The sequence below is a fragment of the Bacillus sp. LUNF1 genome (genome assembly GCF_011008975.1).
Lineage (GTDB): Bacteria > Bacillota > Bacilli > Bacillales > Bacillaceae > Bacillus > Bacillus velezensis.
The window spans coordinates 1490139-1513742 of the sequence record NZ_CP048876.1 but is presented as its reverse complement, the minus strand read 5'-3'; the positions used below and the strand labels follow the sequence as shown (position 1 = coordinate 1513742).

Below are 23604 nucleotides of genomic sequence, written 5' to 3'. Positions count from 1 at the left end.
TTTACTTTTTATTCAGCTCAACAATAGCTCTTCCCGCTACTTCGGCGTCATCAAAGTCGAATGTTTCATTGCCGATCTGCTGATAGGTTTCATGCCCTTTCCCGGCAATCAGAACCACATCTCCCTTTTTCGCGTTGGCAATGGCAAAAAAGATAGCCTGCTCGCGGTTTGCGATACTGTGATAGTAGGTGCCTTCTACCCCTCTTTCCATATCTCTTAATATGGCCAGCGGGTCCTCGCTTCTCGGGTTATCTGAAGTGAAAATCGGTTCGTCGGCAATCCGCACCGCAATTTCCGCCATTTTCGGGCGTTTCGTTTTGTCCCGGTCTCCGCCGCATCCGACGACGACGAAAAGCTTGCCCTCTGTCATGTCTTTGCATGTATTCAGAACGTTTTCCAGACTGTCAGGCGTGTGCGCATAATCGACGACCACAGGAAACGGCTGATTGTGATTCACCAGTTCAAACCGGCCTCTGACACCTTGCAGCTCTTCAAGAGCGCTTGTGATCGTATCAAACGGCAGACCCGCTGCGATCGCTGTCGCCGCTGCAGCCAGTACGTTATACACGTTGAAGCGGCCGACGAGTGAAACCGTGATCTGCTTTGTTCCTTTTGGCGTAACAAGTTCAAAGCTTGTGCCTTGCGCAGAGATCTCGATTTGTTTCGCCATGACATCGGCATCATTCTCGATTCCGTATGTAAGGATGTGCGCCGCCGTCACTTTTTCAAAATAAGCACTGGCTTTGTCATCTGCGTTTAAAACGGCCCGCTTCGGCTTTTCATGGTTAAAGGAGCCGCCCAGCTGGGAAAACAGGAGGCTTTTAGCCTGTCTGTAGTCTTCCATCGTCTTATGATAATCTAAATGGTCCTGCGTCAGGTTCGTGAATACGGCGATATCATAATCGCAGCCGTGAACCCTGCCGAGTGACAGAGCGTGAGAAGACACTTCCATAATAGCTGTGTCAACGTGCTCATCATTCATTTTCTTGAACGTTTTTTGCAGTGTGACGCTTTCGGGCGTTGTATTTTTGACCGGGAATGTCTCATCCCCGATTTTAATGTACATCGTTCCGATTAAACCGGTCTGTCTTCCCGCTTTTTTAAAAATCTCATCAACCATGTGCGTCGTTGATGTTTTGCCGTTTGTGCCGGTGATGCCGATAAGCTGAAGCTGCTTTGTCGGCTGCCCGTAAAACGCGTCAGAAAGAACGCTGAGCGCCCGCTGTGACCGGCGGACGATAATGACAGGAACATCGACGTCAAGCTCTTTCTCGGCAACGATGGCCGCCGCGCCGTTTTCTGCGGCTTTTTGGGCGAAATCATGTCCGTCTACCGTATACCCTTTTATACACACAAAAAGACTCCCTTTTCTCACTTCCCTGGAGTCCATCTCAATTGAAGTTATGTCAGGGTCATGAAAGTCATTTTGAACAGGTTCGGCCATTAAATATGTAAGCAGCTTTGTAAGTTTCATTGTATCAAACCTCTCAGAAATTCTATTCATTCTTTTATCATGATAACCGTTTATAAAAGTCAGAATGGCTTTTAAACATACAGTTCATATTTTAGCGTAAATAAAAGGATACATCCAGTTAATCTTAAAAGTTATCTTCTTTTTTTCTCTTTACGATAAGAGGCAGCCGAAAACAATCGGCTGCCTCAAAAAGACTCATTCTTCACTCAAGTAAACACGGATCTTTGAGCCTTCTTTTACTTTCGTTCCGGCTGCAGGTGATTGTTTCACAATTTTGCTTCCTTTTCCTGAGGAGTCAATATTCAAATTGACAAGCAGCGACTCAAGATCAGAGACAGACATCCCTACAACATTCGGAACCTCTATTGTTTTTGTGTCGTTCCATTGATATTTTTTCTCGATTTGATTTTTTCGCGGTTTCACGCCGAGCTCAGGCAGACTGTCTCTCATCATATTTCCGACAATCGGCGCGGCGACGGTTCCCCCGAATTGAATCGTGCCTTTCGGATTATCAACCGCGACATACACGACAAGGCTCGGGTCATCAGCCGGCGCAAAACCGATAAAGGAGACGATATGGTTGTTTTCGAGATATTTGCCGTCTTTGACCTTTTGTGCGGTACCTGTTTTTCCGCCGACGCGATACCCTTCCACAAAGGCGTTCCGCCCCGTTCCCTGAGCGACGACGCTTTCTAAAGCATATCTGATCTGCTTTGACGTTTCCTGGGAAATAACTTGCCTTTTCGCAATCGGTGATTGTTTCTTAACAGTTTTTTTCGTAACGGGATCAACCCACTCTTTGGCGATAAACGGAGTATAAAGCGTTCCGCCGTTTATTGCTGCGGAAACGGCTGCCACCTGCTGAATCGGCGTGACGGAAACCCCTTGTCCGAAAGCGGTTGTCGCCTGTTCGACCGGTCCGACTCTGTCAAGCGGGAATAAGATCCCCGTTCCTTCCCCTTGCAGATCAATGCCTGTTTTCTTTCCAAAGCCGAAGTCCTTAATATATTGAAACAGCTTTTGTTTTCCGAGCCGTTCCCCCAGCTGTACAAACCCAGGGTTGCAGGAATTTTGAACGACTTCAAGATAAGATTGCGAACCGTGGCCGCCCTTTTTCCAGCATCGGAGGCGGGCGCCGTCAACCTCGGCAAATCCTTTGTCATAAAAGTGGTCTCTTTGCAAGTTTACTTTTTGCTCTTGGAGCGCCGCCGCAAGCGTAATAATCTTAAAGGTCGAACCCGGTTCATATGTGCTCCATACCGGCAGGTTTCGGTTGTAAACGGACGGATCCACCGATTGATAGTCAGCCGGATCAAAATCAGGACGGCTTGACATGCCGAGCACTTCCCCGTTTTTCGGATTCATTGCGACCGCAATCATTCCGTCCGGGTTATATTTCGCCGCTGCATTGTCGAGCTCCCTTTCTATAATCGTCTGAACCTTGGCGTCAATCGTCAATTTCATATCAAGTCCGTCTTTCGGAGGGGTGTAATCATCCGCTTCATCAGGCATTTTCTTCCCCTTGGCATCCGTATAAAATTTCACAGATCCCTTTACACCTTTTAAGTCATCATCATAATAAGCCTCCAATCCGAGAAGGCCCTGGTTATCAATACCGGCAAAACCGAGAACATGGGACAAAAAGCTTCCGTACGGATAATGGCGGATGCTGTCTTCAGCCACATAAACCCCTTTTAAGTCGAGCGCTTTGATTTCTTTCGCTTTTTTATTGGAAATTTTCCGCCCCTCGGGTGAGATTTTTTCTATGGAGGTTTTCTTAGTAATGTGTTTGTAGACCTTCTCTTCCGACATATTTAAAACTGACGCGAGAAGCTTGCCCGTTTTTATGGGATTTTGGATCTGGCGCGGTACGACAAAGACGGTCGGCGCGCTTTTATTAGTAGCCAGCTTCACGCCGTTTCGGTCAAGGATCTCTCCCCGCTCAGGCTCAAACGGCAAATTCCGGCTCCAGGAATCCTTAGCCAGTGAAGTCAGCTTTTCTCCCATCACAAATTGGACATAGCCTAATCTGCTGTCAATGATCAAAAAAATGATTACGCCAAAAAGCAAAACCAGTAATAAACGTTTTCGAACCGTTACATTTGAAACGCGCAAGGGACCGTCCACTCCTTATTTAGGCTTGTTTCAATTTATGCCTCAGCTTGGACACATAGAACGGCGGCGCATAAAAAAGAAGCCCGCGGGCATCCGCGGACTTCTCTGTCCCGTTAATCAGGATTTTTAAATTTCACCTTGATCACGGTATTTTCTTTCAGTTCTTTGCCTTTTTTCACACTTTGGCTTGAAGCGTAACCTTCACCGCTCACATCAATGTGAATGCCTGATACTTTGCTGAATTGAAGCACTTCCCGTCTCGACCATCCGGACATATCCGGCATCGTCATCTTTCCGTCTGTTTTTAAGAAGATTTTCTGATTGGTGATCACATCTTCTCCGGCTGTCGGATACTGCTCTTTTACGGCAACATCGCTGCCGATGACAATCGGTGTGAGATGTTCATTTTTCGCTTCCTTCTCAGCGCTCTTGACCGTCTTATCTGTCAGGTCAGGCATTTTTTGGCTTTTCGTTTCTTCCTGACCGGAATCTGTTTTTTCCGTCGGTTCGATATTCATGTAGTGGAGGCTGTTTTTCATCGTCGGGTTAAAGATTTCCGCGACAGGATCAGAGCTGCTTTGACCCGCTTTTAATTGCGGCTGCTGCACGGCTACATAGATGACGAGCTTAGGATCATTTTTCGGCGCCATGCCCATGAATGAAAACACATAGTTGCTCGTTCCCCTTAAATATCCGCCCGTCCCGGCAATTTGTGCGGTTCCCGTTTTACCCGCGACGTCAAATCCTTCAATTTTATAAGGTTTTCCCGTTCCGATGTCTGACGTCACGACTTCTCCGAGCAGATTCCGGACTTTTTTCGCCGTATCGGCTGAAATCGGCGTGCCTGCTTGCTCTGGTTTTGTCTGCTTGACGACTTTTTTCGTATCGGGGTCGACAATATGATCAATGACGTAAGGTTTCATCATTTTGCCGTTATTGGCAATCGCCGTGACCGCCTGCAGCTGCTGGATCGGCGTTATCGCCGATGCTTGGCCGTAAGCCGTAGACGCTTTGTCAAAATCATATTTGTAGTTAATTTTACTTGATACTTCACCGGGCAGATCAATCCCTGTTTTTTGATAGAGCCCGAATTTGTGCAGGTACTCATTAAACCGGTCAAACCCCAGTTTTTCGTTGGCCAGTTTGGCGAAAGCAACATTGGATGACCTCATGAGGCCGTCACGGAAGCTTGTCATACCCCATCCGGCGCCGTCGTTCCAATCTTTAACAGGTTTGCCTCCCACTTTATATGTTCCTGATTTATATTTCTCGTTTGCGGAAAACACATTTTCCTGAATCGCCGCGGCAAGCGTAAAGATCTTCATCGTCGATCCCGGTTCATACGCGTACGACACTAAGTCGTTGTAATAATTGGTGACGTTTCTGATATTCGGGTCGAAACTCGGACGCTGCCCCATCGCAAGCACCTTGCCTGTTTTCGGTTCTACGACAGCCGCCATAATTTTTTTCGGTTTATATTTTTCCGCTACTTTCGTCATGCTGTCTTCTAAAAAGGTTTGAATTTTCTGATCAATGGTTAAATATACATTGTCACCGTTTTTAGGTGCGGTGATTTTTTCTTTGCTGTTCGGAAGTTTCCAGCCGGATTTATCACTTTCGTAAGTGACGGATCCGTCGCGTTCCGTCAGATAGTTATTCAGTATTTTTTCAAGCCCTAAAGAGCCTTGTATCTCGTTTGTTTTTTCATTCACATCGGCATAGCCGAGAACATTTGACAAAAATACACCGTTCGGATAGTAGCGCTTCGTATCTCTTAAGAAAGAAATACCCGGAAGATTCATTTTTTCGATCTTTTGTTTTTTCGCATAAGAGATATCGCGGCCGGCTGAACCGAATTCCACCTGCTTCGCGCCATCCCTGTTTAAGATGTCCAGAATCTCGCTTTTATCAAGATTGATAACGGTCGCCAGTTTTTCCGCCGTTTTCTCTTTGTCTTTGACATGCTGAGGATGCTTCGGATCACTCGTCATTTTTTTATCAAGCACGGCAATGAGCTTATATGTCGCCGTGTCCTCTGCAAGCACTTTGCCGTTCCGGTCAAGAATAGAGCCGCGGCTCGCTTCTATCGTCCGCTTTTTTTCGTGCTGCTCAGTCGCTTTTGTTGCAAGTTCTACACCGTTTGCTTTACCGGTTAATTGAATGTACGCCATTCTCCCGAGAATGACAAAGAAAAAGAGAGCGAAACAAATACTGAGTATCGCTGCTCCTCTGTTCATAAACTTATTTTTTTTCGGCATGGGTTATCATTCCTGTATGTTTTTCACTTTTTTATCTTTCAGATTCAAACCGTGCTTTTTAGCGATATCCATCAGGCGCTGCGGCTGGCTTAAGTCAGCAGCCGTCTTTTCGAGATCACCGATCTGCTTATTCTTCTCAGATACTTTCTCCTCCAGTTTTTGCACCTCAATATTGGATTGGTACGCCGCGTATGCCTTTGATACGATAAACATTGATGTGGAGAGAACGGCAATGGCAAACAGGACGAGCAGCACCTTTTCCCCGAGTGTAATGGAAGCCCTCTTTTTGACAATCACCTTTTTTTCGGGACTTATCACTGGCCGTTGTTGTTTTTCCTGCTGGTAAGCTAAGTTGCTCATAGGCTGATGACCTCCTTTAATGTTGTCATTTGCTGCCCGTTATTTTCGTTTCTCCGCAATGCGGAGCTTCGCTGACCGGGCGCGGTTATTTTCTTCAAGCTCCTCTTTTGATGCCGTAATGGGCTTTCTCGTAATCAGTTTTAATTCCGGTTCAAATTCTTCCGGTATCACGGGAAGACCCGGAGGCAGTTCGGGAAGTGATGATTTTTCCTTGAATGTCGTCTTGCACATTCTGTCTTCCAGCGAGTGAAAAGTGATCACAGACACCCTTCCGCCCGGCTTCAGCACCTCTATCGCTTGCAAGAGGGCCTCTTCAAATACTTGAAGCTCGTCGTTTACGGCGATTCGAATGGCTTGGAATACACGTTTGGCCGGATGACCTCCGCTTCTTCTCGCCGGAGCCGGTATCGCGTCCTTTATTAGATCGACCAGTTGGCCGGTTGTTTGAATAGGCGATTTTTCTCTAGCCTCTTCAATTTTTCGGGCGATCTGCTTGCTGAATTTTTCTTCTCCGTATCTAAAGAAAATCCTCACAAGGTCCTCATACCGCCATTCATTTACGACTTCTTTCGCCGTAAGGGCGGCCGACTGGTCCATCCTCATGTCCAGCGGTGCGTCATGATGATAGCTGAATCCCCGTTCCGGTGTATCAAGCTGCGGAGAGGATACTCCTAAATCAAATAAAATTCCGTCGACACTCGTAATGCCGTGTTCATGTAAACACTCTTTTAAATAACGAAAGTTGCTTTTCACCAGAATAAGCTGTCCTTTGTATTCGGACAATGTTTTCTTTGCGTTTTCAAGTGCTGTGTCATCTTGGTCAAAGGCGATCAAGCGTCCTTTTTCCGATAATTGCTGCAATAAATATGTACTGTGCCCGGCGCCGCCAAGGGTGCAGTCCACATAGGTTCCGTCCGGTTTGATATTTAAACCGTCGACGGTTTCACGAAGAAGTACTGTCTTATGCTGAAACATTTGTGTCGGTCCCACCTTTATAAGGAATGAATTGAATTGTCAGTTGTTGTTGTGATGCACGAAGATCCATTATATATCAAATCCAATCATGTTTTCAGCAATTTCAGCGAATGAATCTTCTTGCTCTTCTGTGTATTGTTCCCATATTACCTTACTCCACAATTCAATTCGATTGGAAACCCCGATGACAACACATTCTTTTTCCAGTTTTGCGTAATTCAGAAGAGATGACGCAATATTAACCCTTCCCTGCTTGTCCAGTTCGCATTCGGTCGCACCGGAAAAAAAGAATCGGGTAAATGCGCGGGCGTCTTTTTTGGTGAGCGGCAGAGCCTTCAGCTTTTCTTCAATCAGCTTCCATTCATTCATCGGATAGCCGAAAAGGCATTGGTCCAGTCCTCTGGTCAGCACGAACTGCTCACCGAGGCCATCTCTGAATTTTGCGGGTACGATCATGCGGCCCTTTGCATCAACAGTATGCCGGTATTCACCCATAAACATGATAAGGACCCCCACTTTCTCCCCTAAACTCACCACTATCCGCCACTTCTCTCCACAACCTCATTTTACACTGTTTACACATAAAAAAAAACCCTGAACTATTCAGGGTTCTTTAAAACTTTATTTCAAAGTTTGACAATCTGATGTTGGTTTTGAAAAGAAAATGGCAGATGTTTGAAGGTTGTGAAGAATTTTGGACCGTAGCGGTTCAGATAATACATCACATTCCAAATCCGTTCCTGCGGAGCGCCGAGCGGTCTGACGCTGTTTTGGATTCTTTCATAGTCACGCAGCACAAAGCCTTCTTTTTCTTCAATTCTTTTCGTTACCGTCCGTTCTAAAAACAAGAGCTGATCTTGAATGAAGGCGGCATTCTTCTGTAAGAGCGGCTCAAGGCTTGAATCGACCTTCAGCGCTTCGTCCCTTGCGCGTTTATGGACAGCTTCAATCTGCGACTTCGCCTGTTCCATTACAGAAGAAAACTCTTCCGGAATCTGCTCTTCAAAATAAGTGTCTTTCAGGTGTCCGGTGCCGTGTTCGATCGCTTCCTGAAGCGGGATATTCCGTTCTGAAAGCTTCTTTTCAATATGGCGCTCAAGAATCGTAATGTTCAGTCTCGGCACTACCGGCGTCATGCGAAGGCCCATTAATGAGAAAGCCTGCTTCAGCTCACCCCAATAATTGATCTCCCCCGGCCCCGCGATAAACGCCAGAGTCGGAATGAGAAACTCCTGCATAAGCGGCCTTGTCACAACGTTATTGCTGAAACATTCCGGTTTTTCTTCCATATGGGTATGAAGCTCGTCGTTCGTCCACTTCAGGTCAAGCTCCTTAATGACAAAAACGCCGTTGTCTTTTTCAATTAAGAAACGCTCTCCCTCGTGTTCGTAAAACAGATTGGCCTGATCTTTGTCCGATTCAATAATCGGGTGATAACCGGCTTCCCGCATAAGACTCTGCTGGTCTGACACGGCTTTGGCAAGCTCATGATTGTGTTTTAAAATCTGCTGAAACATACCCGTTTCCAGCTTTTTAATCCCCGGATCTCCCGAATTCATCAGAATAAGGCCTTCTTCTTGAAACAAGTCGGCGATCAACAGCTCAAAAAAGTCCGTGAATGTCTCTGATGAGCGTAAACATCGCTTCACGTTTTGAAGGAGTGTGTTTGTGTGATCCGTTTCCTCAAAAGCAACGAACACTTCATCAATCCAAGCCGCGCATTTTTCCTGATCAAGCTCGGTTTTAGCCGCTGATGTTTTTTTCCAGTACGACTGCGGCAGTTTCTGTTTCACCGGACCTTTATTCTCTGCTGACGTATGCACAAAATTGATTTCTTCCAGATCGTGATCTTCACCCGCCACCCAGAAAATCGGAACGACAGGAATCTGTAACACCTCTTCCTGCTGTCTGGCAAGTACGATAATGGAGATAATTTTATGTATGGTGTAAAGAGGCCCCGTTAAAAGACCGGCCTGCTGGCCGCCTACAACCGCTGCGCTTTTTGGATCTCTCAGTTTTTCGATGGAGGCCTGCATGGCGGCGGAGTGAAATTTTTCGTGATAGGAGGATAAATAATCCGCTAATTCCTCTCTGGCAAACGGCCGCGAAGACAAGTCATGAAGCCGCTTTTGCCATACGTCCTCTGAATGAATATCATAATCAAAAAATGAAGACATGTTTTCTCCATCTATATAGTGCTGCACAAACTTATTTTGACTTTTGATGGAAAGTTCAGTTAGCTGCATCTGTCTGGAACTTCCTTTCTCCAATAAATAGTTAGGTTTCCGAAATGAGTATAGCATGTTACCGGAAAACCTCAAAAGACTTTGTTTCAGTTTCTTTCTAACGCTTTTATGCTGCGGTGTAAAAACGTGAGATGAACGGCCGGCAATCCGCGGCTTTCCGCTTCTTTTACAAGGTAGCCGATAATCGCATCGGCCTCTGTCCGCCTGCCTGCCATGATATCGACGAGCATGGAAGAATGATTTTTTTCCGTCAGTCTGCAAACTTCGCAAACCTTGTTCCACGCTTCTTCTCTATCGGCGAGGCCAAGTATTGTCTCCGCTTCTTCAAACACGTTTCTCATATATTTTTTGTAAGCGTCATTTGTTACCAGCTCTCCGTTTTTCACGCGCAGCAATGCAGTTAACGGGTTAATGCATACATTTACGATCAGTTTTCCCGTTAACAGCCGATACCAGTCGTTTTCATCATATACGGGAAAATCCCGGTGCATGCCGGAAAAGATGCTTTTGAGCGTTTCCGGCCGGGAAGCGCTGAATACACTCCATCTTACGGCCCCCGATCCCGTATGTTCAACGGCATGATCTGAAATCTTTTTTGCTCCGTGCTCAACAGTGCCGGCATAAAGCGAATGATCCGTATGCCAATCTTTAATGTCGTGTATGTGTCCCATGCCGTTTTGCAAAAACAGCACATTCGTCCCTTTTATCATCTCAAGATCCCGCAACACCGCACTTAGCTGGTGCTGTTTAACGGCTGCGATTAAGAGGTCGAATCCGGAAGTGATGCCTGTTTGCGCTCTGCATGCCGCCGTACATTCTATTCCGTCTTTCAAAAGCCGTATACCGCCTGAGTTAATCGCATCAGCCTGCTCCGTCCGCCGCGTAATGACCGTTACCTGATGGCGGGACGATAAGTAGTAAGCACATAAAAGGCCTACCGCTCCGCCGCCGATAATTCCGATTTTCACACTGTCACACCCTATATCTGCATTTTTCCATATTATCATAGCAGAAGCCGACGCAAATTACTTCAATTTCGTTTTGAGCAAAAAGACTGGCAAGCATATTATAGTTGGAATTTTCAATTAAAGCGTTTACAATAATGGTAGAACACAACAAAGGGGGAGTTTGTGTTGAAAATAGAGCGACTGCTCATCAACTTTAAGACACTCGAAGAATTTAAAAGGTTTAAGGAATACGGGATGCAGGAGCTGTCGATGCTTGAAGATCTTCAGGATAACATCATTGAAAATGACAGCACCTCGCCTTTTTACGGGATTTACTTCGGGGATAAACTAGTGGCGAGAATGAGTTTATATCAGGTAAACGGAGGTGCGAATCCGTATTTTGATCAGCGTCAGGACTTTTTGGAACTTTGGAAGCTTGAGGTTCTTCCGGGCTATCAAAACAACGGATACGGAAAAGCGCTTGTTGATTTTGCAAAATCCTTCAGAATGCCGATCAGGACAAATTCACGCATGAAATCAGCAGATTTCTGGGATAAGATGAATTTTGAGCCCGTTAAATATGATATGGCGCGTGATAAAGGAGAAAATCCTTATATCTGGCATCCCGATATGGACGGTGAAATGACATCCGGAGAAACGGCATAATAAAAAACCGGCCGGGCGCCGCCCCCAGGCCGGTTCATTTTACAGGCTCTGCGCCGATTTTCTGTCGTCTTCTTTTGAATTGACCATCCTTCTCGCTCTGTCCATAATGTCAATTAACGCTTTATAATCTTCTTCCGTCATCTCCAGCTTGTTTCTCAAGCTTTCATTTTCCTCACGCAGATCCTCGACTTCTTTTTGCAGCGCGGTCAGCTGTTCTGTGAGTTTTTCTTTTTCATGACGCACATCCGCTGTGGCCGGCGACTCTTTAAATTGCTGCAGAAACAAAATGACATCATCAATGGACAGCTCTTTTTCTCCTTCCGCCCTGCGGATCGGAGGCTGTTTGACGGTTCCCGGCAGATTGGCGGAATGCACCCCGATCTGCTTTCTTAATTCCTTCCGCTGTTTTTTCGCCAGTTCTATCCCTGACTGATATTGTTTTCTGACATAAGAATTCCATCTGAACCCGCAGGCGGCAGCCGTTCTCGTCAGCGCTCTGCCGACTTCTTCAAAAGCGGAAAGCTGGGTCCCGCCTTCCCGAATATGCCTGAGCACCACTTCGGCCAGCAGCAAATCTTCATCTTGCGTCCACGCGTCTTGTCTCGTTATCGTCAATCGTATCTCCCTCCATATTTGCTCATTTACCTCATACATATGCCGCTGATAGATTAGATAGACTATTGGCGCTCACAATTTTTTCGGCGGAAGCAGGCCGGAGGGAGAAAAAAAGAAAAGCGCAGGAACCGAGATTCCCGCGCTTTTCTTCATACATTAATTGCTTTTAACATTTATGTCTTTGCCGTTGTATGATCCGCATGCTTTACATACACGGTGAGACAATTTCATCTCTCCGCATGACGGGCATTCTGTCATACCAGGTACATTTAGTTTGAAATGTGTACGGCGCAATCTTTTTTTCATTTTAGAAGTTCTTCTAAAAGGTACAGCCATTATTCCCACCTCCTTAAAGAGTTAAGATTCATCATCTTGTGTTAAGAGCTTTTTCAGATCCGCAAGTCTGGGGTCGATTTGATTTTTCTTGTCTTCCTCAGAAATCACTTGCCAATCCTTCCCCACTTGGGGAGCGGCTCCTTCTTTTTGTTCAGTTTCACAAAAGACTTGCATAGGAATTTCTAAAAGAATCTCTTCTTTTATGATCGGAGTTAAGTCGACGATATCGTCTTCAGCAATATGAACGTCCTCATCTTCTATATCATCCGACTTATGAAATCTAAACAGTTCTTTTGTCGCGATTGTAAATGGATACGGCACATCAACTAAAGTTCTTGAGCACGGCAAAACCATTTCGCCTGAAATCGTAAAGTCAAACGAAACTTGCTTGGATTCAATCTCCGCGCGGCCCTTCACCCGGACAGGAGAAATGCGGCGGATGTCAGAATTCAATTTTGTCAGCTCATTTAACTCAACTGTTTCATCAAATTCAAAGCTCTTTTTTGCCATTTGATGAAGCTGATAAATCGTCCATTTCATTTGTATCACCTCAGGAAAGCAACAAACATGATTATAGCTTTTCAGAATGTTTTTGTCAATATTTTTTCTTTACAGCATAATGCCGCCGTCATGCAATCGTTGACAGCCGGATAGGCTATGCATACACTAAACGAAACGGACTAAAATATGCACTTCATTTGCAAATGTACCACACGAAGCAAAACATAGCAAGAAAGGCGGGACAAATATGAAAGCAGTCGGCCTGGTTGTTGAATATAATCCCTTTCATAACGGACACCGCTATCATGCGGAACAAGCAAAAATCAAAACGGACAGCAGCGTCGCGGCGGCGGTGATGAGCGGCCCTTTTTTGCAGCGCGGGGAACCGGCCGCCGTCTCAAAGTGGGCCCGGACAAAAATGGCGCTGGAAAACGGCGTGGATATCGTCATTGAGCTCCCTTATATATATGCCGTACAAAAAGCGGAATTATTCGCGCGCGGCAGCGTTTCGCTTCTTCATCATTTAGGATGCAGCAGCTTGTTTTTCGGCAGCGAAAACGGGCGGATCGAACCTTTTATTGAAGCGTCTGAAGCGTTCAGCCGAAAGGAAGATGACTGCAGCCTGATTCTGAAAGAGGAGCTGAAAAAGGGTCTCAGCTATCCGGCCGCCGCCTCAAAAGCTTTTTCACACATATTCAAAGGGCGGGACATGCTCGATTTGTCCAAGCCGAACAATATTCTCGGTTTTCACTACGTTAGAGCGATACACACCTCCGGTTCCGCTATGAAGCCTTATACGACAGCCAGAATCGCTTCCCAGTATCATGACGCCGAGCTCCCCGCAGATAACAGCCGGATAGCCAGCGCAACAAGCATCCGGAAAGCGCTGATAGAAAAAGGAACGGCGGCCGCAAGGAGCTTTCTCCCGGAAGCGTCTGCGCGTGAGCTGGAGGCATACAGAAATTCATACGGAATATGGCACAGCACGGAAGACTATTTTTCATATGTAAAATACAGCCTCAGCACTCTTTCCGCTGAAGAATTGAGCCGAATCTATGAAGTGGAAGAAGGCCTTGAGCACAGGATTCTGCGCACCATCAGACAAGCCCGATCCTATCGCGAAATGATGGAACGATTGAAAACAAAACGATACACGTGGACGAGGCTGCAGCGGATGAATACGCACATTCTGACACGGACGAAAAAGGAAGACATGCATCGGCTCTTACAGCCTTCAAGCGCTCCTTATATCCGTCTTCTCGGAATGACGAAAAAAGGACAGGCGTACCTGTCGGCAAAGAAAAAAGAGCTTACCGCACCTCTCGTCAGCAAGCTCTCTTCTTTCTCTCATCCCGCTCTGGATCTGGACATACTGGCGGGACGGGTTTACAGCCTGCCGATAAACGAACCTGAACGCACATTGTTTGAGAAACAGGAATTTTCACAAGCGCCGATCCGCTATGATGAAGATGAAAATCGTTTTTTGAATGCGTAAAAAAAGCACCTGTCTGTATCAGGTGCTTTTTACTTTCAGCTGATCCAAATAGTCAAGTGCGTCCTGCATGGTGTCGACAGGGACGATCTTCATATCGGACTTGATTGCTTTCGCCGTTTTTACCGCATTTTTGTAATCAGAATTTTCAGCTCCGTTTTGATTCGGCGCAAAGAAAATATCTTTTCCCGCTTTGTCTGCGGCGACGACTTTCTGATCGATTCCGCCGATCGGTCCGACTTTGCCGTCCACGTCGATTGTCCCCGTTCCGGCTATATTATAGCCTTTTGTTTCGTCAGGTTTTGTCAGCTGGTTGTAAATTTCTAAAGACATCATGAGACCCGCAGAAGGCCCGCCGATGTTTTCAATGCTGAAATGAAGATCCGGCTTCACTTTCACGTTCCGGTCCGTATATAATGCGACGCCGATTCCCGCTCTTTTCGGGTCGTCCGGGAATGATTTCAGCACAATGTCAACGGTCTTTTCTTTCGTGTCCCGTTCAATGTGAAACGTTACTTTTTCCCCCGCTTTTTTGCTGCTGATATAATCAATCAGCTTTTCAGCGGATTCGTATGTTTTCCCGTCCGCGCTGATGATTTTATCACCGACCTCTATTTTTCCTTTTGCCGGCATGTCAGAGACGACTGAACTGGCATAAATGCCGTTAAATGAGTATTTCACCTGTTTCCCGGCTTTTTGATAAGCGGCAATGACCGCGTTTTCTTGGGAGCTTTTCATCATTTGCAGCTGGCGCTTCATATAATCCGAGTCCGATTCGCCCTCTTCTTTTATGCTTTCATCAGAGACGATTTCATCGTAAGGATGCACTTTCGCCCAAAGATATGTATACGGATTGGCGGGGCCTACTTTGACAGTCATCAAGGAAAGGCTTCCTTTTTCAGGATAACCTCCGTCCACCTTAATCAGCGGTCTCAGCTCTGATGCTTCTCCCGGCTGTGTGATGTAATACGGAAGCTTAATAAATGTAACAGCGATTAATAAGATCAGGATGATAAACACCCAGCGAAAATGTTTTGCTTTCATATGAGTTAGCCCTCCCAGTTCTCTATTTCTTGTTTAATCCGGCCGATCATCCGGTCTGCGGCTTCTTCGCCCGCTGTGATCATATGATCAATGTTGGCAAAAGAACTTGAGCTGAATGATTCAAGAGAAGGGCGGATCATGACGTCTGCGGCAATGGTCTGGTGACGGACCAATTCATTTTGCAGTATATCCATACTTTGCATGATTACATCAAAAATATGTGCCGCCTTTTCCGTTTTTTTCACCCGGGATACGTCAGAGGCGATGACGATATCAGCACCCATATCTTTTACGGCGGAAACCGGGATTCTGTCGACCACCGCGCCGTCGACTAACATACGTCCGTTCATTTTTTGCGGGACGAAAACGCCCGGTATGCTGATGCTCGCGCGGACGGCTTCGGATACTGAACCTTTCGTAAAAACAAGCTTTTCGCCGGTCTGAAGGTCGCAGGCCACGATGCCGAGCGGGATCCGCAGTTCTTCTATCGGCTTGCCGTACGTATAGGCATGAACGAGCTGCCTGATGCGGTCCCCTTTTAAAAATCCGAGCCTCGGCATCGTATAATCCGCGTACAGCCGCCGCTTAAATGCTTTGGCGACTTTTTTCATCGTGGCCACGTCATGCCCGGCCGCATAAAAGCTTCCGACTAATGCTCCCATGCTGCTGCCGGCAATCATATCAATTGGAATCTGATGCTTATGTAAACTGGATAACACTCCGAGATGAGCGATGCCTCTTGCCCCTCCCGAACCTAACGCTAACCCGATTGTAGGTTTGGCCAACGCGACGAACCCCCTAATATACATCCTATACATGAATTCTATGGTCTAAATTGAACCCCTATGCTCGTATATTAGTACAGGATGACAAATAGGTACTTGCCGGGCCGCCTTTAAGGTCTGTTCTATATTTTATCATGATATAAATGTCAGTGTGCAATTTTAGCATCGGGGAGGTAAGAATGAATTTGTCTAAGTTTCATACATTTTTGATTTCATTGTTTTTCATTTTTTTGACGGCGACGGTTATTTCACACCCTCAGGCCTCATTCGAAGCCTCCAAAACCGGTCTTTCCATGTGGTGGGAGGTAGTTTTTCCTTCATTGCTTCCGTTTTTTATTCTATCTGAGCTTTTAATCGGATTCGGCATTGTCAAGTTTGTCGGCCTTTTACTCGAACCCTTTATGCGTCCCATTTTCAGAGTGCCGGGGGTCGGCGGATTTGTACTGGCTATGGGCATGGCTTCAGGCAATCCGGCCGGCGCGAAGCTGACTGCACGGCTGCGCCAGGATAAACAAATCTCCAGAGTAGAGGCTGAACGCCTCGTCTCTTTTACCAATTCATCCAATCCGTTATTTATATTCGCTGCTGTGGCAGTCGGCTTTTTTCATAACGCGTCTCTCGGCATTCTGCTGGCATCGGCTCACTATCTCGGAAACATCGCTGTCGGCCTGACGATGCGTTCATACGGACGGAAAGAAGAAGCGGCGTATACCGGTAAAAAGACGATCGCTCTCCCTTCTCTGAAGGAAGCATTTCTGGCCCTCCACAAGGCGCGGCTTTCGGAAAAGCGGCCGCTCGGAAAAATTTTGGGCGACGCCGTCACCTCTTCTGTACAAACCTTGCTGATGGTGGGCGGTTTTATTATATTGTTTTCGGTTTTCAGCCGGTTATTATCAATCGTACAAGTCATGGATGTGCTTTCTGTATTTACAAACGCGCTGCTTTCGCTTTTTCATCTTCCGGCAAATCTGGACATCCCTCTTATCAGCGGGATGTTTGAAATTACACTTGGGAGCAAGCTGGTCAGTGAAGCTGATGCCGCCTTGCTGCCGAAAGCCATGATTGTGAGTTTTATTCTCGGGTTCAGCGGCCTTTCCGTACAGGCCCAGGTAGCCGGCATTTTATCGGAAACAGATATCCGCTTTAAACCGTTTTTCGCGGCGCGTATCCTTCAGGGCATTTATGCCGCACTCTTTATTCTCTTACTGTGGAAGCCGCTTTACCATGCGTTGGACGAACCTTACCAGTCCGTATTCCTCCCTTTCCGCGATCATGAAGCGGTATCTGCTGCCGTCAGCGGTTGGAATACGCTTGTTGAAACCGGGCCCGCTATCACGCTGACAGCTCTCGCCGTATACGCATTGATTTATTGTTACAGGCTGTCAGCACGGACAAAAAAAGGATGAGACGCCAATCAGCGCTTCTCATCCTTTAAATTTCTGCTTCAGCGCCTGTTCAACTTCCGGAGGAACAAACTCTGAAACAGGCCCGTTATATTTTGCGACTTCTTTTACGATGCTTGAACTTAAAAAAGAGTACTGATTGTTCGTCATCATAAAAAAAGTTTCTATTGATTCGTCGAGCACGCGGTTGACGGAAGTCCCCTGCATCTCATATTCGAAGTCAGAAACGGCTCTGAGCCCCCTGATAATCGCCTTCGCCCGCTTTTTTTTCGCATAGTCGATTAACAGTCCCTGTGACGTCTCGACCGTAACATTCGGTATGTCTTTTGTCACTTCTCTTAACAGCTCACATCGTTCCTCAACTGTAAACAGCGGCTGCTTAGAAGAATTATTGAGCACGCATACGTACACCTGCTCAAACACGTTTGCCCCCCGTCTGATAATGTCCAGATGTCCGTAGGTAACGGGATCAAAACTTCCGGGACATACAGCTATACTTGCCACATCATTACCCCCTATTTCGGTATATCGTCACTCCTGTAAGCCCGTAAATTTCCCTTCTTGTTACAGAAAGCGCGCCGACGGCTTCAGGAAGCGCAACGGCTTTATCATGCTCGGCTACGACAAAACCGTCTTCATTCAGCATGTTCTGCTCATCAATCATTTCGATAAGCGCTTTCAGCTTTTGTTCCTTATACGGAGGATCTAAGAAAATTCCGTCAAAACCTTTTTCCCGTTTCGCCGCGGCATAGAGGGCCCGCTCTGCATCATTGCGGTATACTTCCGCTGAAGACAGCAGATCAAGCGCTTTGATATTCGCTTTTACCGTTTGGATGGCTTTGAAATCACGATCCACAAAGATACAGCGGTCAAATCCGCGCGACAGCGCTTCAATCCCGAGACCGCCGCTCCCCGCAAATAAATCCAGCCCCGTTCCTCCGTCAAAATACGGGCCGATCATATTAAAAATAGACTCTTTTACTTTATCCGTCGTCGGCCTTGTTGATGTGCCCGGCACAGCCTTTAAGGCTCGTCCTTTTCTTGAACCGGAAATTACTCTCATTATTCACACCACTTTTTCTGAAAACTTTGATGTTTCTCATCGGCTGAGCCGTTATGTATAAAAACAATCCCTATCTTATCATAAAGCATTCTTTCAAACAATGAACGTGAAATCGTGTATACATATTCACATTCCTGTCAAGACTACGTGTAACAGCATCAATGAATGATGTTGTTGCCAACCGCGGAGAAGACTTACGTTTCCCCATAAGTTCTTCCTCCGGTTTCTCCTCTCCCTTTTCCTTCTCCTTAACTTGTTAAGGAATAGAAGGACCCCGCAGGTATCTGCGGGGATTTTTTTATATGCCGATTTTATAATCGTACTCTTTCGCTTTATCAAGCTTTGATTCAAATTCCAGCTTTAAAAAAGGTTTATAAGAAGGCTCTACCTTCTTCACATAAGAATAAGAAGAAATCTTTTCCATTGTTTTTTCGATTAGGTCCATATCGCAATACAGCACAACGTATTTCAGCCGCTTTGAAACATAATGAACGTTGCCGAATTTTCTCAGCATTTTGCTGTGTTTTAAGGAATGCAGATATACGATTATGCCTTGGCGCTTATTTTCCATCATGATCACCCGCCTGACTTTCTGTTCATTTTATGTAAAAGACGAGACGGCCGTCTCGTCAGGAAACTTTGCATCCGCAGCCGCCGCCGGAACCGCAGCCGCCGCCGCAGGATGACAGGCCGTCAAAATAAGGATTCCCCGTCGGCACTTTTACATGCTCCGAGACGGCCGTTCCGAGTTCAATGCTGATCTCGTCAAGCAGCGACTGAAGCTCAGTCTCCGCTTTTTTAAATTCGGCCACCTTATCGTTTAAATCCAGTTCCCGCTTCATTTCTCTCATTTTGCGGGAAATCTCTCTATAATCAGGATGGTATTTGCCAAAGCGCTGCACATCCTCATACTGCTCTTTAACGCTCATAAAAGAACGAATGATCCGCCCTGCCTCTTCATCTTCACGGAGACGCTTGTAACAATCGCGGTAATTTTCAGCCGTCTCAGACTGCAGAATCATGCCGGCAAGCTGCTCCGCTTCCCTTTGAAGCTTGACGGACTCAATTGTTGCATACATAAATACGCACCTCCAGTTGCTAGTTTACCATGAAACCACCCAATTGGAAAATGCGGCGTTTAAACGCTTTTTAATCCTGTGAACGCATGGCGTGAACCATCTGCATCATCATCTGCGCCATTTGAATCCCGTTTGAGAATTGGCTTACCCGATGCGGTATCGTCTTTTCATAAAAATTCATCATGTCAAGCTGAAAGGAATTGAGATCGTCCGGTTTTCTCGCAAGTCTGCGGTACCAGACGGGACGCTGCCGTATAAACCGTTTCCGTTCCTCATCTGCGGATATGAATTCCTGAACCTCTTTTCGCATACACGATCCCCTTCTTTAATCCTTCCTGAACGAAAAAGGATGTTGTCCGGAGCCTTGCCGGGGCTGCTTCGTGCTGCTCCCCGAAAATTGGCTTAAAAGGCTTTGCAATGATGAAATGGATTGGCTCATTTTATTGATCTGCTCATTCATTTGGTTGATATCCATTTTTTTGACGGCAGTGACCATTTTTGAAACGAAATCGTTTTTTTCAGCTGGTTCCTGTTTGGTTTCCGCGTCGGAAGAAGGCTGAACGGCCTCGTCTTTAAAAGGGTTCCATATCGGATCATCCTCGCCCAGAAGCACCCAATTTTCATAGACTTCCTGCCAGCTTCTTTGTTCCTTGCGAACATTTTGGATCAGTTTGGGATGCTTTTTTACGAATTGTTTAAAATCATCGATTGATTGCCGTGATTGCTGATTCGCCACAATTCTCACCCCCTCCGAAAAGTTTTGCCTGCTATAATGTATCGGTTCATGCGCCTTAATGTTCGCCTAAATTGCGAAAAAAAGCAGGTATATTTTTTTCAGCAGGAGCGCCGCTCGCGAAAAAACATAAAAAAACCGCGGGGGACGCGCCCCTCTGCGGTTTTTTACTGCCAAGGCTTAATGAAGTTTTGCGTATAATACTTCCGGTCCACGCCGACACCGAGGTGCGTATAATCCGGGCTTAACAGCGCCTTTCTGTGGCCTTCGCTGTTCAGCCAGCCCTCCACGGCTGCAGGACCGTCCACATAGTTGTAGGCAATATTTTCACCGGCCTCCCGGTATTTCACATCGCCTTTTTCCAAGCGATCCTTCAGAGTCCCGTATTTTTTTGAGACGTGAGAGAAATACTTGTTATCCTTCATGTCCTTGCTGTGGCCGAATGCCACTTTTGCGGCGCCTTCGTCCCATTTCAGCCTTGCAAGTCCGTGTTTCACGCGGATGACATTTGTAATATCGAGAATCTGCTGCTCACTCGCTCGTTCAATGTCGTTCCATTTTTTATCAGAAACTGGCTCGGGTTCTGTCAGCTTTCCTCTGTACATGACTTCATACGGCCTTTGTTTCACAAGTGTTTCCGCATCAAATGCCCTGATGCTTGACAGATTCCCGTCAAATTTGTCCATGTACAGCTGAACATACATTCCGCCTATCTTGACGGTGGGACGGGTATTGATATCTTCTTCAGAAAACTCGAACCGATACGTGTTTCCCTTGTCAGTCACATTGACAAAAGGAGAAACCTGCGTCGTTTTAAAAACTTCGCCCGTTGATTCGCCGATCTTAAACGGTTTTGCGTTGATGCCGCTTCCCGAAGCGTATAAAGTCACGGCTTTATCATTCAAAATACCGACTTGTACGTATTGGTCTTTCCCCTGGTTGTACACCCACCACTCGTAATCGTAGGCAGAAGGATCTTTCCGGGACGGTTCCCCAAGTTTCTTTTTCACATCGGCGGCAGATTTCCCCATGAGAGAAAGCAGTCCGGATGACGGCATTTTCAGCCGTTTTCCGCTCTCTTCATCATTGGAAACCTGAGGCTCCTCCTGATCCGTCTTTTTCTGAGGAGCCGATCCATATTGTATAAACAGAACATACGCTCCGTAAATAAGCAAAAGGATAACGAGAGCCCTTGCGATATTTTTCAACCTCTCACCCCCATATGTTCAAACCGTTCTGTTTTTGTTTACTCTTATACAGTACAGCCTATTTGCATCGTCCGTGATTTATGTTTAATGGATAAACCCCTCCGGACCGCCGTCTTCAGAAATGTCAGACAGCGCCCGGCCTGCTTGCTCATTTGATTGCTCGGCCAACGAAAGATCGCCGAGCGTAACAATGCCGACCAGTTTTTTATCCTTTGTGACGGGAATTCTTCTGAGCTGATGTTCAGCCATCAAATGGAGCACCTCCTCCACAGAGGCGTCTTCTTCTGCACTGATAACCCGCTCTGTCATTGCGTCGGTTATTTTTTGAGAGTTCGGCTTTTTTGAAGCAATTCCCCGTAATACGAGATCTCTGTCTGTCACGATCCCGACAAGGGTGGCGCCGTCTTCATCCACTATCGGAATGGCGCCGACATCCGCGTCTTTCATCTTCACCGCAGCTTCATATACATTATCTAATACTGTACAATATTGCAAGTCTGACGTCATGAGCTTATTGATCTTTGTCATTGCGGAATTCCTCCTTTTTTCTGCTACTATTGTCGTCAAATTTTTCTTTTTGCATACTTTCACCGTATGAATCATTGAAAGTGTAACGCTTTCATACTATGATTGTCAGGAAAGGGCATTTTTAAAAGGAGGGGGAAGGTTTGAAGTTTGAAAACAGCGGTCTTGAAGGGGTAACAGCGGAGCTCAGCCGCTTGAATGATCTGATGGAAGGTAAAGGGCTCATTCTGGCTGGACAATGGGATTATGAAAGAGTGACTTACGACAAAAAGTTTTCAGTACCTGAGGGGACATTTTATCTGCGGATTCAAGGAACGGCAAAAGAGGGCGATGTCGGCGGCAGCCGGGCCGTGATTCAGCTGAAGGCCCCTCTTTTAGGAAAGCATTATTATCCGCACGGCGTAGAATACGGCAGCGCTGAAGAATTTCCGGAACATGTCGTCGCTGAAAGCAAAGCTTTACTGCTTGAATTGGAAGAGTCATTAAAAACAGTGCAAATGTAATAAAAAAGTACAGCATATTCTGCTGTACTTTTTTTCATGAGACGGTATGCTCGATATACGGCGGCTCTGACGGCGTATCTTTTTCCCGTTCCGTTCTGACCCACTGAAAAAAGATGACAGCCAAATATGTTCCGTAGACCGCCTCTTGAATGATTTTCATCAGTACTGCCCCAAGCTGCTGATCTTCCAGAGGAGGCAGCGTGTTGAACATCTCCGGTCCGGATAAAGGGATCTCCTCCAGCAAATCTAAAGGAACGCAAAGCTTCATTGCTTCGGCCCAAGCCGCCGGATCTGTATACGTGGCATACATGGGCGCCCCGCTGAACATAATGAGCGCGCAGGCGGGCGTTAACAGAATCCCGTCTGCCATAATATACCCCAGCTTCATTAAACCGCTGAGACGGGGCAGACCGTCCACCTTATGCACAAGCGGCCACCACATAAAAAACGCCGTTACAAAGATGAGTCCGTTCATCAGCGTGTGATACAGCGAATCCGTTTTGACGAAATCAAATATAAACGGGATGTGATACAGTGAAAAAATACCGTTAAACAGCACTAATGCGATAAGCGGCATTGAAAAGAACGAAAACAGCGGCTTTACGACAGGACGGAAGATCAGTTTTTTCCATGCCCAGCCGGGAATTCCGGAAATCAACAGCGGCGGTACCACTAAAAACAGAACCGCCATCTGCGCCATATGAGCACTGAACATCACATGGCCCAATAAATCAACCGGACTTCCCGCAGCCGTGTAAAAAAATAGCGCGGAAAGCACAAACAGCACCTTCTCCTTAGCGGCCACACGTCCTTTATGCCGGCTGCACCAGTAAAAGTAAACACCTGTTATCACGGCAGTTATACAAAACAGATACGGGCTCCACATTGCGCGAAACCCGAACATTTCCAAATTAATCAAATCTCTCACTCCCCGCCGTCCCGATTACCACCAAATAATCGTGACAAATGCAAGCACGGTGATAAACGCGACAAATATTCCCGAATACAGAAATAATGACGGCGCTTCATGCCCCTTCTGGCTCATATGCATAAAGTAGAACAGCTGAAAGATGACCTGGATGACCGCAAGCAGGATCAGAAACGGCATCGTAAACCATCCGGCAATGCCGTCAGCAGCCACCGTCAAAAACGCGACAAGCGTAAGGCCGATCATCAAACCGAAGGATATGACCTGATATTTCATCTCCTCGGCATTTTTCTTTTTCCGATATTCGAGATCCGTACTGACAGTCCCTCTGTTTTTGTTATCGTCCAT

At 46.4% G+C, this 23604-nt stretch carries 27 protein-coding genes; 4 read left to right on the top strand and 23 right to left on the bottom strand.

Annotated features, from left to right (window positions below; genetic code table 11):
- Position 1: 1 nt before the first annotated feature.
- The 8 genes from G4O42_RS07640 to G4O42_RS07605 form a co-directional block, all read right to left on the bottom strand.
- Positions 2 to 1474, bottom strand: a complete 1473-nt coding sequence (locus G4O42_RS07640) for a UDP-N-acetylmuramoyl-L-alanyl-D-glutamate--2,6-diaminopimelate ligase (protein WP_003154436.1) — start codon at positions 1472 to 1474, stop codon at positions 2 to 4.
- Between the two features lie 195 nt (positions 1475 to 1669).
- Positions 1670 to 3589 (bottom strand): stage V sporulation protein D, encoded by a 1920-nt coding sequence (locus G4O42_RS07635; RefSeq protein ID WP_003154438.1) that lies wholly within the window; start codon positions 3587 to 3589, stop codon positions 1670 to 1672.
- 113 nt (positions 3590 to 3702) lie between these two features.
- Entirely contained in the window at positions 3703 to 5847 is a 2145-nt protein-coding gene (gene pbpB / locus G4O42_RS07630; RefSeq protein WP_032874825.1) for a penicillin-binding protein 2B, read from the bottom strand.
- A 6-nt stretch (positions 5848 to 5853) separates the two neighbouring features.
- Positions 5854 to 6207 carry a cell division protein FtsL gene (gene ftsL / locus G4O42_RS07625; protein ID WP_003154442.1) on the bottom strand — a complete coding sequence of 118 codons (354 nt, stop codon included), beginning with the start codon at positions 6205 to 6207 and terminating at the stop codon, positions 5854 to 5856.
- Between the two features lie 39 nt (positions 6208 to 6246).
- A complete protein-coding gene (gene rsmH, locus G4O42_RS07620) occupies positions 6247 to 7182 on the bottom strand; it encodes a 16S rRNA (cytosine(1402)-N(4))-methyltransferase RsmH (protein ID WP_007611275.1) in 936 nt (311 codons plus the stop codon).
- Positions 7183 to 7251: 69 nt separating this feature from the next.
- Positions 7252 to 7683, bottom strand: a complete 432-nt coding sequence (mraZ, locus tag G4O42_RS07615; protein ID WP_032874823.1) for a division/cell wall cluster transcriptional repressor MraZ — start codon at positions 7681 to 7683, stop codon at positions 7252 to 7254.
- Positions 7684 to 7808: 125 nt separating this feature from the next.
- Entirely contained in the window at positions 7809 to 9428 is a 1620-nt protein-coding gene (gene bshC / locus G4O42_RS07610; protein ID WP_032874821.1) for a bacillithiol biosynthesis cysteine-adding enzyme BshC, read from the bottom strand.
- Between the two features lie 86 nt (positions 9429 to 9514).
- Entirely contained in the window at positions 9515 to 10396 is an 882-nt protein-coding gene (locus G4O42_RS07605; RefSeq protein ID WP_032874819.1) for a 2-dehydropantoate 2-reductase, read from the bottom strand.
- 162 nt (positions 10397 to 10558) lie between these two features.
- Here G4O42_RS07605 and G4O42_RS07600 point away from each other — a divergent pair, with 162 nt between their 5' ends.
- Positions 10559 to 11041: an N-acetyltransferase gene (locus G4O42_RS07600; protein WP_007611262.1), complete on the top strand. Its 483-nt coding sequence runs from the start codon at positions 10559 to 10561 to the stop codon at positions 11039 to 11041.
- A 39-nt stretch (positions 11042 to 11080) separates the two neighbouring features.
- Here G4O42_RS07600 and gerR read toward each other — a convergent pair whose 3' ends face one another.
- The 3 genes from gerR to G4O42_RS07585 all read right to left on the bottom strand — a co-directional run bounded on the left by gerR (position 11081) and on the right by G4O42_RS07585 (position 12532).
- Positions 11081 to 11656: a sporulation-specific transcriptional regulator GerR gene (gene gerR / locus G4O42_RS07595; RefSeq protein ID WP_032874817.1), complete on the bottom strand. Its 576-nt coding sequence runs from the start codon at positions 11654 to 11656 to the stop codon at positions 11081 to 11083.
- 156 nt (positions 11657 to 11812) lie between these two features.
- Positions 11813 to 11992, bottom strand: a complete 180-nt coding sequence (gene rpmF / locus G4O42_RS07590) for a 50S ribosomal protein L32 (protein WP_003154457.1) — start codon at positions 11990 to 11992, stop codon at positions 11813 to 11815.
- Between the two features lie 21 nt (positions 11993 to 12013).
- Positions 12014 to 12532 carry a YceD family protein gene (locus tag G4O42_RS07585; protein ID WP_007611260.1) on the bottom strand — a complete coding sequence of 173 codons (519 nt, stop codon included), beginning with the start codon at positions 12530 to 12532 and terminating at the stop codon, positions 12014 to 12016.
- 208 nt (positions 12533 to 12740) lie between these two features.
- On the opposite strand from G4O42_RS07585, the gene G4O42_RS07580 reads away from it, so the two are divergent.
- The gene (locus tag G4O42_RS07580; protein ID WP_032874815.1) at positions 12741 to 13988 is read left to right on the top strand and encodes a nucleotidyltransferase; all 1248 of its coding nucleotides are present in this window, start codon (positions 12741 to 12743) and stop codon (positions 13986 to 13988) included.
- Positions 13989 to 14006: 18 nt separating this feature from the next.
- Here G4O42_RS07580 and G4O42_RS07575 read toward each other — a convergent pair whose 3' ends face one another.
- Positions 14007 to 15029 carry a SepM family pheromone-processing serine protease gene (locus G4O42_RS07575; RefSeq protein WP_007611255.1) on the bottom strand — a complete coding sequence of 341 codons (1023 nt, stop codon included), beginning with the start codon at positions 15027 to 15029 and terminating at the stop codon, positions 14007 to 14009.
- Between the two features lie 5 nt (positions 15030 to 15034).
- On the bottom strand, positions 15035 to 15814 hold the full coding sequence (locus G4O42_RS07570) for a patatin family protein (RefSeq protein WP_014304961.1): 780 nt from the start codon (positions 15812 to 15814) through the stop codon (positions 15035 to 15037).
- Between the two features lie 179 nt (positions 15815 to 15993).
- Here G4O42_RS07570 and ylbJ point away from each other — a divergent pair, with 179 nt between their 5' ends.
- Entirely contained in the window at positions 15994 to 17220 is a 1227-nt protein-coding gene (ylbJ, locus tag G4O42_RS07565; protein ID WP_032874813.1) for a sporulation integral membrane protein YlbJ, read from the top strand.
- 18 nt (positions 17221 to 17238) lie between these two features.
- Here the strand turns inward: ylbJ and coaD are convergent, their stop codons facing one another.
- The 8 genes from coaD to G4O42_RS07525 form a co-directional block, all read right to left on the bottom strand.
- Positions 17239 to 17721, bottom strand: a complete 483-nt coding sequence (gene coaD, locus G4O42_RS07560; protein WP_014417707.1) for a pantetheine-phosphate adenylyltransferase — start codon at positions 17719 to 17721, stop codon at positions 17239 to 17241.
- 4 nt (positions 17722 to 17725) lie between these two features.
- Positions 17726 to 18280: a 16S rRNA (guanine(966)-N(2))-methyltransferase RsmD gene (gene rsmD / locus G4O42_RS07555; RefSeq protein ID WP_007409693.1), complete on the bottom strand. Its 555-nt coding sequence runs from the start codon at positions 18278 to 18280 to the stop codon at positions 17726 to 17728.
- A 298-nt stretch (positions 18281 to 18578) separates the two neighbouring features.
- Entirely contained in the window at positions 18579 to 18851 is a 273-nt protein-coding gene (locus G4O42_RS07550) for a YlbG family protein (RefSeq protein WP_014417705.1), read from the bottom strand.
- Between the two features lie 58 nt (positions 18852 to 18909).
- The gene (gene ricF, locus G4O42_RS07545; RefSeq protein WP_032874811.1) at positions 18910 to 19359 is read right to left on the bottom strand and encodes a regulatory iron-sulfur-containing complex subunit RicF; all 450 of its coding nucleotides are present in this window, start codon (positions 19357 to 19359) and stop codon (positions 18910 to 18912) included.
- A gap of 70 nt (positions 19360 to 19429) precedes the next feature.
- A complete protein-coding gene (locus G4O42_RS07540; protein ID WP_003154475.1) occupies positions 19430 to 19669 on the bottom strand; it encodes a YlbE-like family protein in 240 nt (79 codons plus the stop codon).
- 15 nt (positions 19670 to 19684) lie between these two features.
- Positions 19685 to 20095: a YlbD family protein gene (locus G4O42_RS07535; RefSeq protein WP_025284691.1), complete on the bottom strand. Its 411-nt coding sequence runs from the start codon at positions 20093 to 20095 to the stop codon at positions 19685 to 19687.
- A 164-nt stretch (positions 20096 to 20259) separates the two neighbouring features.
- The gene (locus G4O42_RS07530) at positions 20260 to 21300 is read right to left on the bottom strand and encodes a CAP domain-containing protein (RefSeq protein ID WP_032874809.1); all 1041 of its coding nucleotides are present in this window, start codon (positions 21298 to 21300) and stop codon (positions 20260 to 20262) included.
- An 84-nt stretch (positions 21301 to 21384) separates the two neighbouring features.
- On the bottom strand, positions 21385 to 21828 hold the full coding sequence (locus tag G4O42_RS07525; RefSeq protein ID WP_014417702.1) for a CBS domain-containing protein: 444 nt from the start codon (positions 21826 to 21828) through the stop codon (positions 21385 to 21387).
- Positions 21829 to 21968: 140 nt separating this feature from the next.
- Between G4O42_RS07525 and G4O42_RS07520 the strand changes: the two genes are divergently transcribed.
- On the top strand, positions 21969 to 22328 hold the full coding sequence (locus G4O42_RS07520) for a YugN family protein (protein WP_007409688.1): 360 nt from the start codon (positions 21969 to 21971) through the stop codon (positions 22326 to 22328).
- Positions 22329 to 22362: 34 nt separating this feature from the next.
- Here the strand turns inward: G4O42_RS07520 and ctaG are convergent, their stop codons facing one another.
- Together ctaG and ctaF are read right to left on the bottom strand one after the other, a co-directional pair.
- On the bottom strand, positions 22363 to 23247 hold the full coding sequence (gene ctaG, locus G4O42_RS07515; protein ID WP_087920763.1) for a cytochrome c oxidase assembly factor CtaG: 885 nt from the start codon (positions 23245 to 23247) through the stop codon (positions 22363 to 22365).
- Between the two features lie 24 nt (positions 23248 to 23271).
- On the bottom strand, positions 23272 to 23604 hold the full coding sequence (gene ctaF / locus G4O42_RS07510) for a cytochrome c oxidase subunit IVB (protein WP_007409686.1): 333 nt from the start codon (positions 23602 to 23604) through the stop codon (positions 23272 to 23274).

Coding starts and splice junctions, on each gene's coding strand:
- G4O42_RS07640 (WP_003154436.1), bottom strand. CDS start 1,474: ATGAAACTTACAAAGCTGCTTACATATTTAATGGCCGAACCTGTTCAA.
- rsmH (WP_007611275.1), bottom strand. CDS start 7,182: ATGTTTCAGCATAAGACAGTACTTCTTCGTGAAACCGTCGACGGTTTA.
- mraZ (WP_032874823.1), bottom strand. CDS start 7,683: ATGTTTATGGGTGAATACCGGCATACTGTTGATGCAAAGGGCCGCATG.
- G4O42_RS07550 (WP_014417705.1), bottom strand. CDS start 18,851: ATGGAAAATAAGCGCCAAGGCATAATCGTATATCTGCATTCCTTAAAA.
- G4O42_RS07580 (WP_032874815.1), top strand. CDS start 12,741: ATGAAAGCAGTCGGCCTGGTTGTTGAATATAATCCCTTTCATAACGGA.
- G4O42_RS07585 (WP_007611260.1), bottom strand. CDS start 12,532: ATGAAATGGACGATTTATCAGCTTCATCAAATGGCAAAAAAGAGCTTT.
- ftsL (WP_003154442.1), bottom strand. CDS start 6,207: ATGAGCAACTTAGCTTACCAGCAGGAAAAACAACAACGGCCAGTGATA.
- G4O42_RS07525 (WP_014417702.1), bottom strand. CDS start 21,828: ATGACAAAGATCAATAAGCTCATGACGTCAGACTTGCAATATTGTACA.
- rsmD (WP_007409693.1), bottom strand. CDS start 18,280: ATGAGAGTAATTTCCGGTTCAAGAAAAGGACGAGCCTTAAAGGCTGTG.
- G4O42_RS07575 (WP_007611255.1), bottom strand. CDS start 15,029: ATGAAAGCAAAACATTTTCGCTGGGTGTTTATCATCCTGATCTTATTA.
- rpmF (WP_003154457.1), bottom strand. CDS start 11,992: ATGGCTGTACCTTTTAGAAGAACTTCTAAAATGAAAAAAAGATTGCGC.
- bshC (WP_032874821.1), bottom strand. CDS start 9,428: ATGCAGCTAACTGAACTTTCCATCAAAAGTCAAAATAAGTTTGTGCAG.
- ylbJ (WP_032874813.1), top strand. CDS start 15,994: ATGAATTTGTCTAAGTTTCATACATTTTTGATTTCATTGTTTTTCATT.
- ctaF (WP_007409686.1), bottom strand. CDS start 23,604: ATGGACGATAACAAAAACAGAGGGACTGTCAGTACGGATCTCGAATAT.
- pbpB (WP_032874825.1), bottom strand. CDS start 5,847: ATGCCGAAAAAAAATAAGTTTATGAACAGAGGAGCAGCGATACTCAGT.
- ricF (WP_032874811.1), bottom strand. CDS start 19,359: ATGTATGCAACAATTGAGTCCGTCAAGCTTCAAAGGGAAGCGGAGCAG.
- G4O42_RS07540 (WP_003154475.1), bottom strand. CDS start 19,669: ATGCGAAAAGAGGTTCAGGAATTCATATCCGCAGATGAGGAACGGAAA.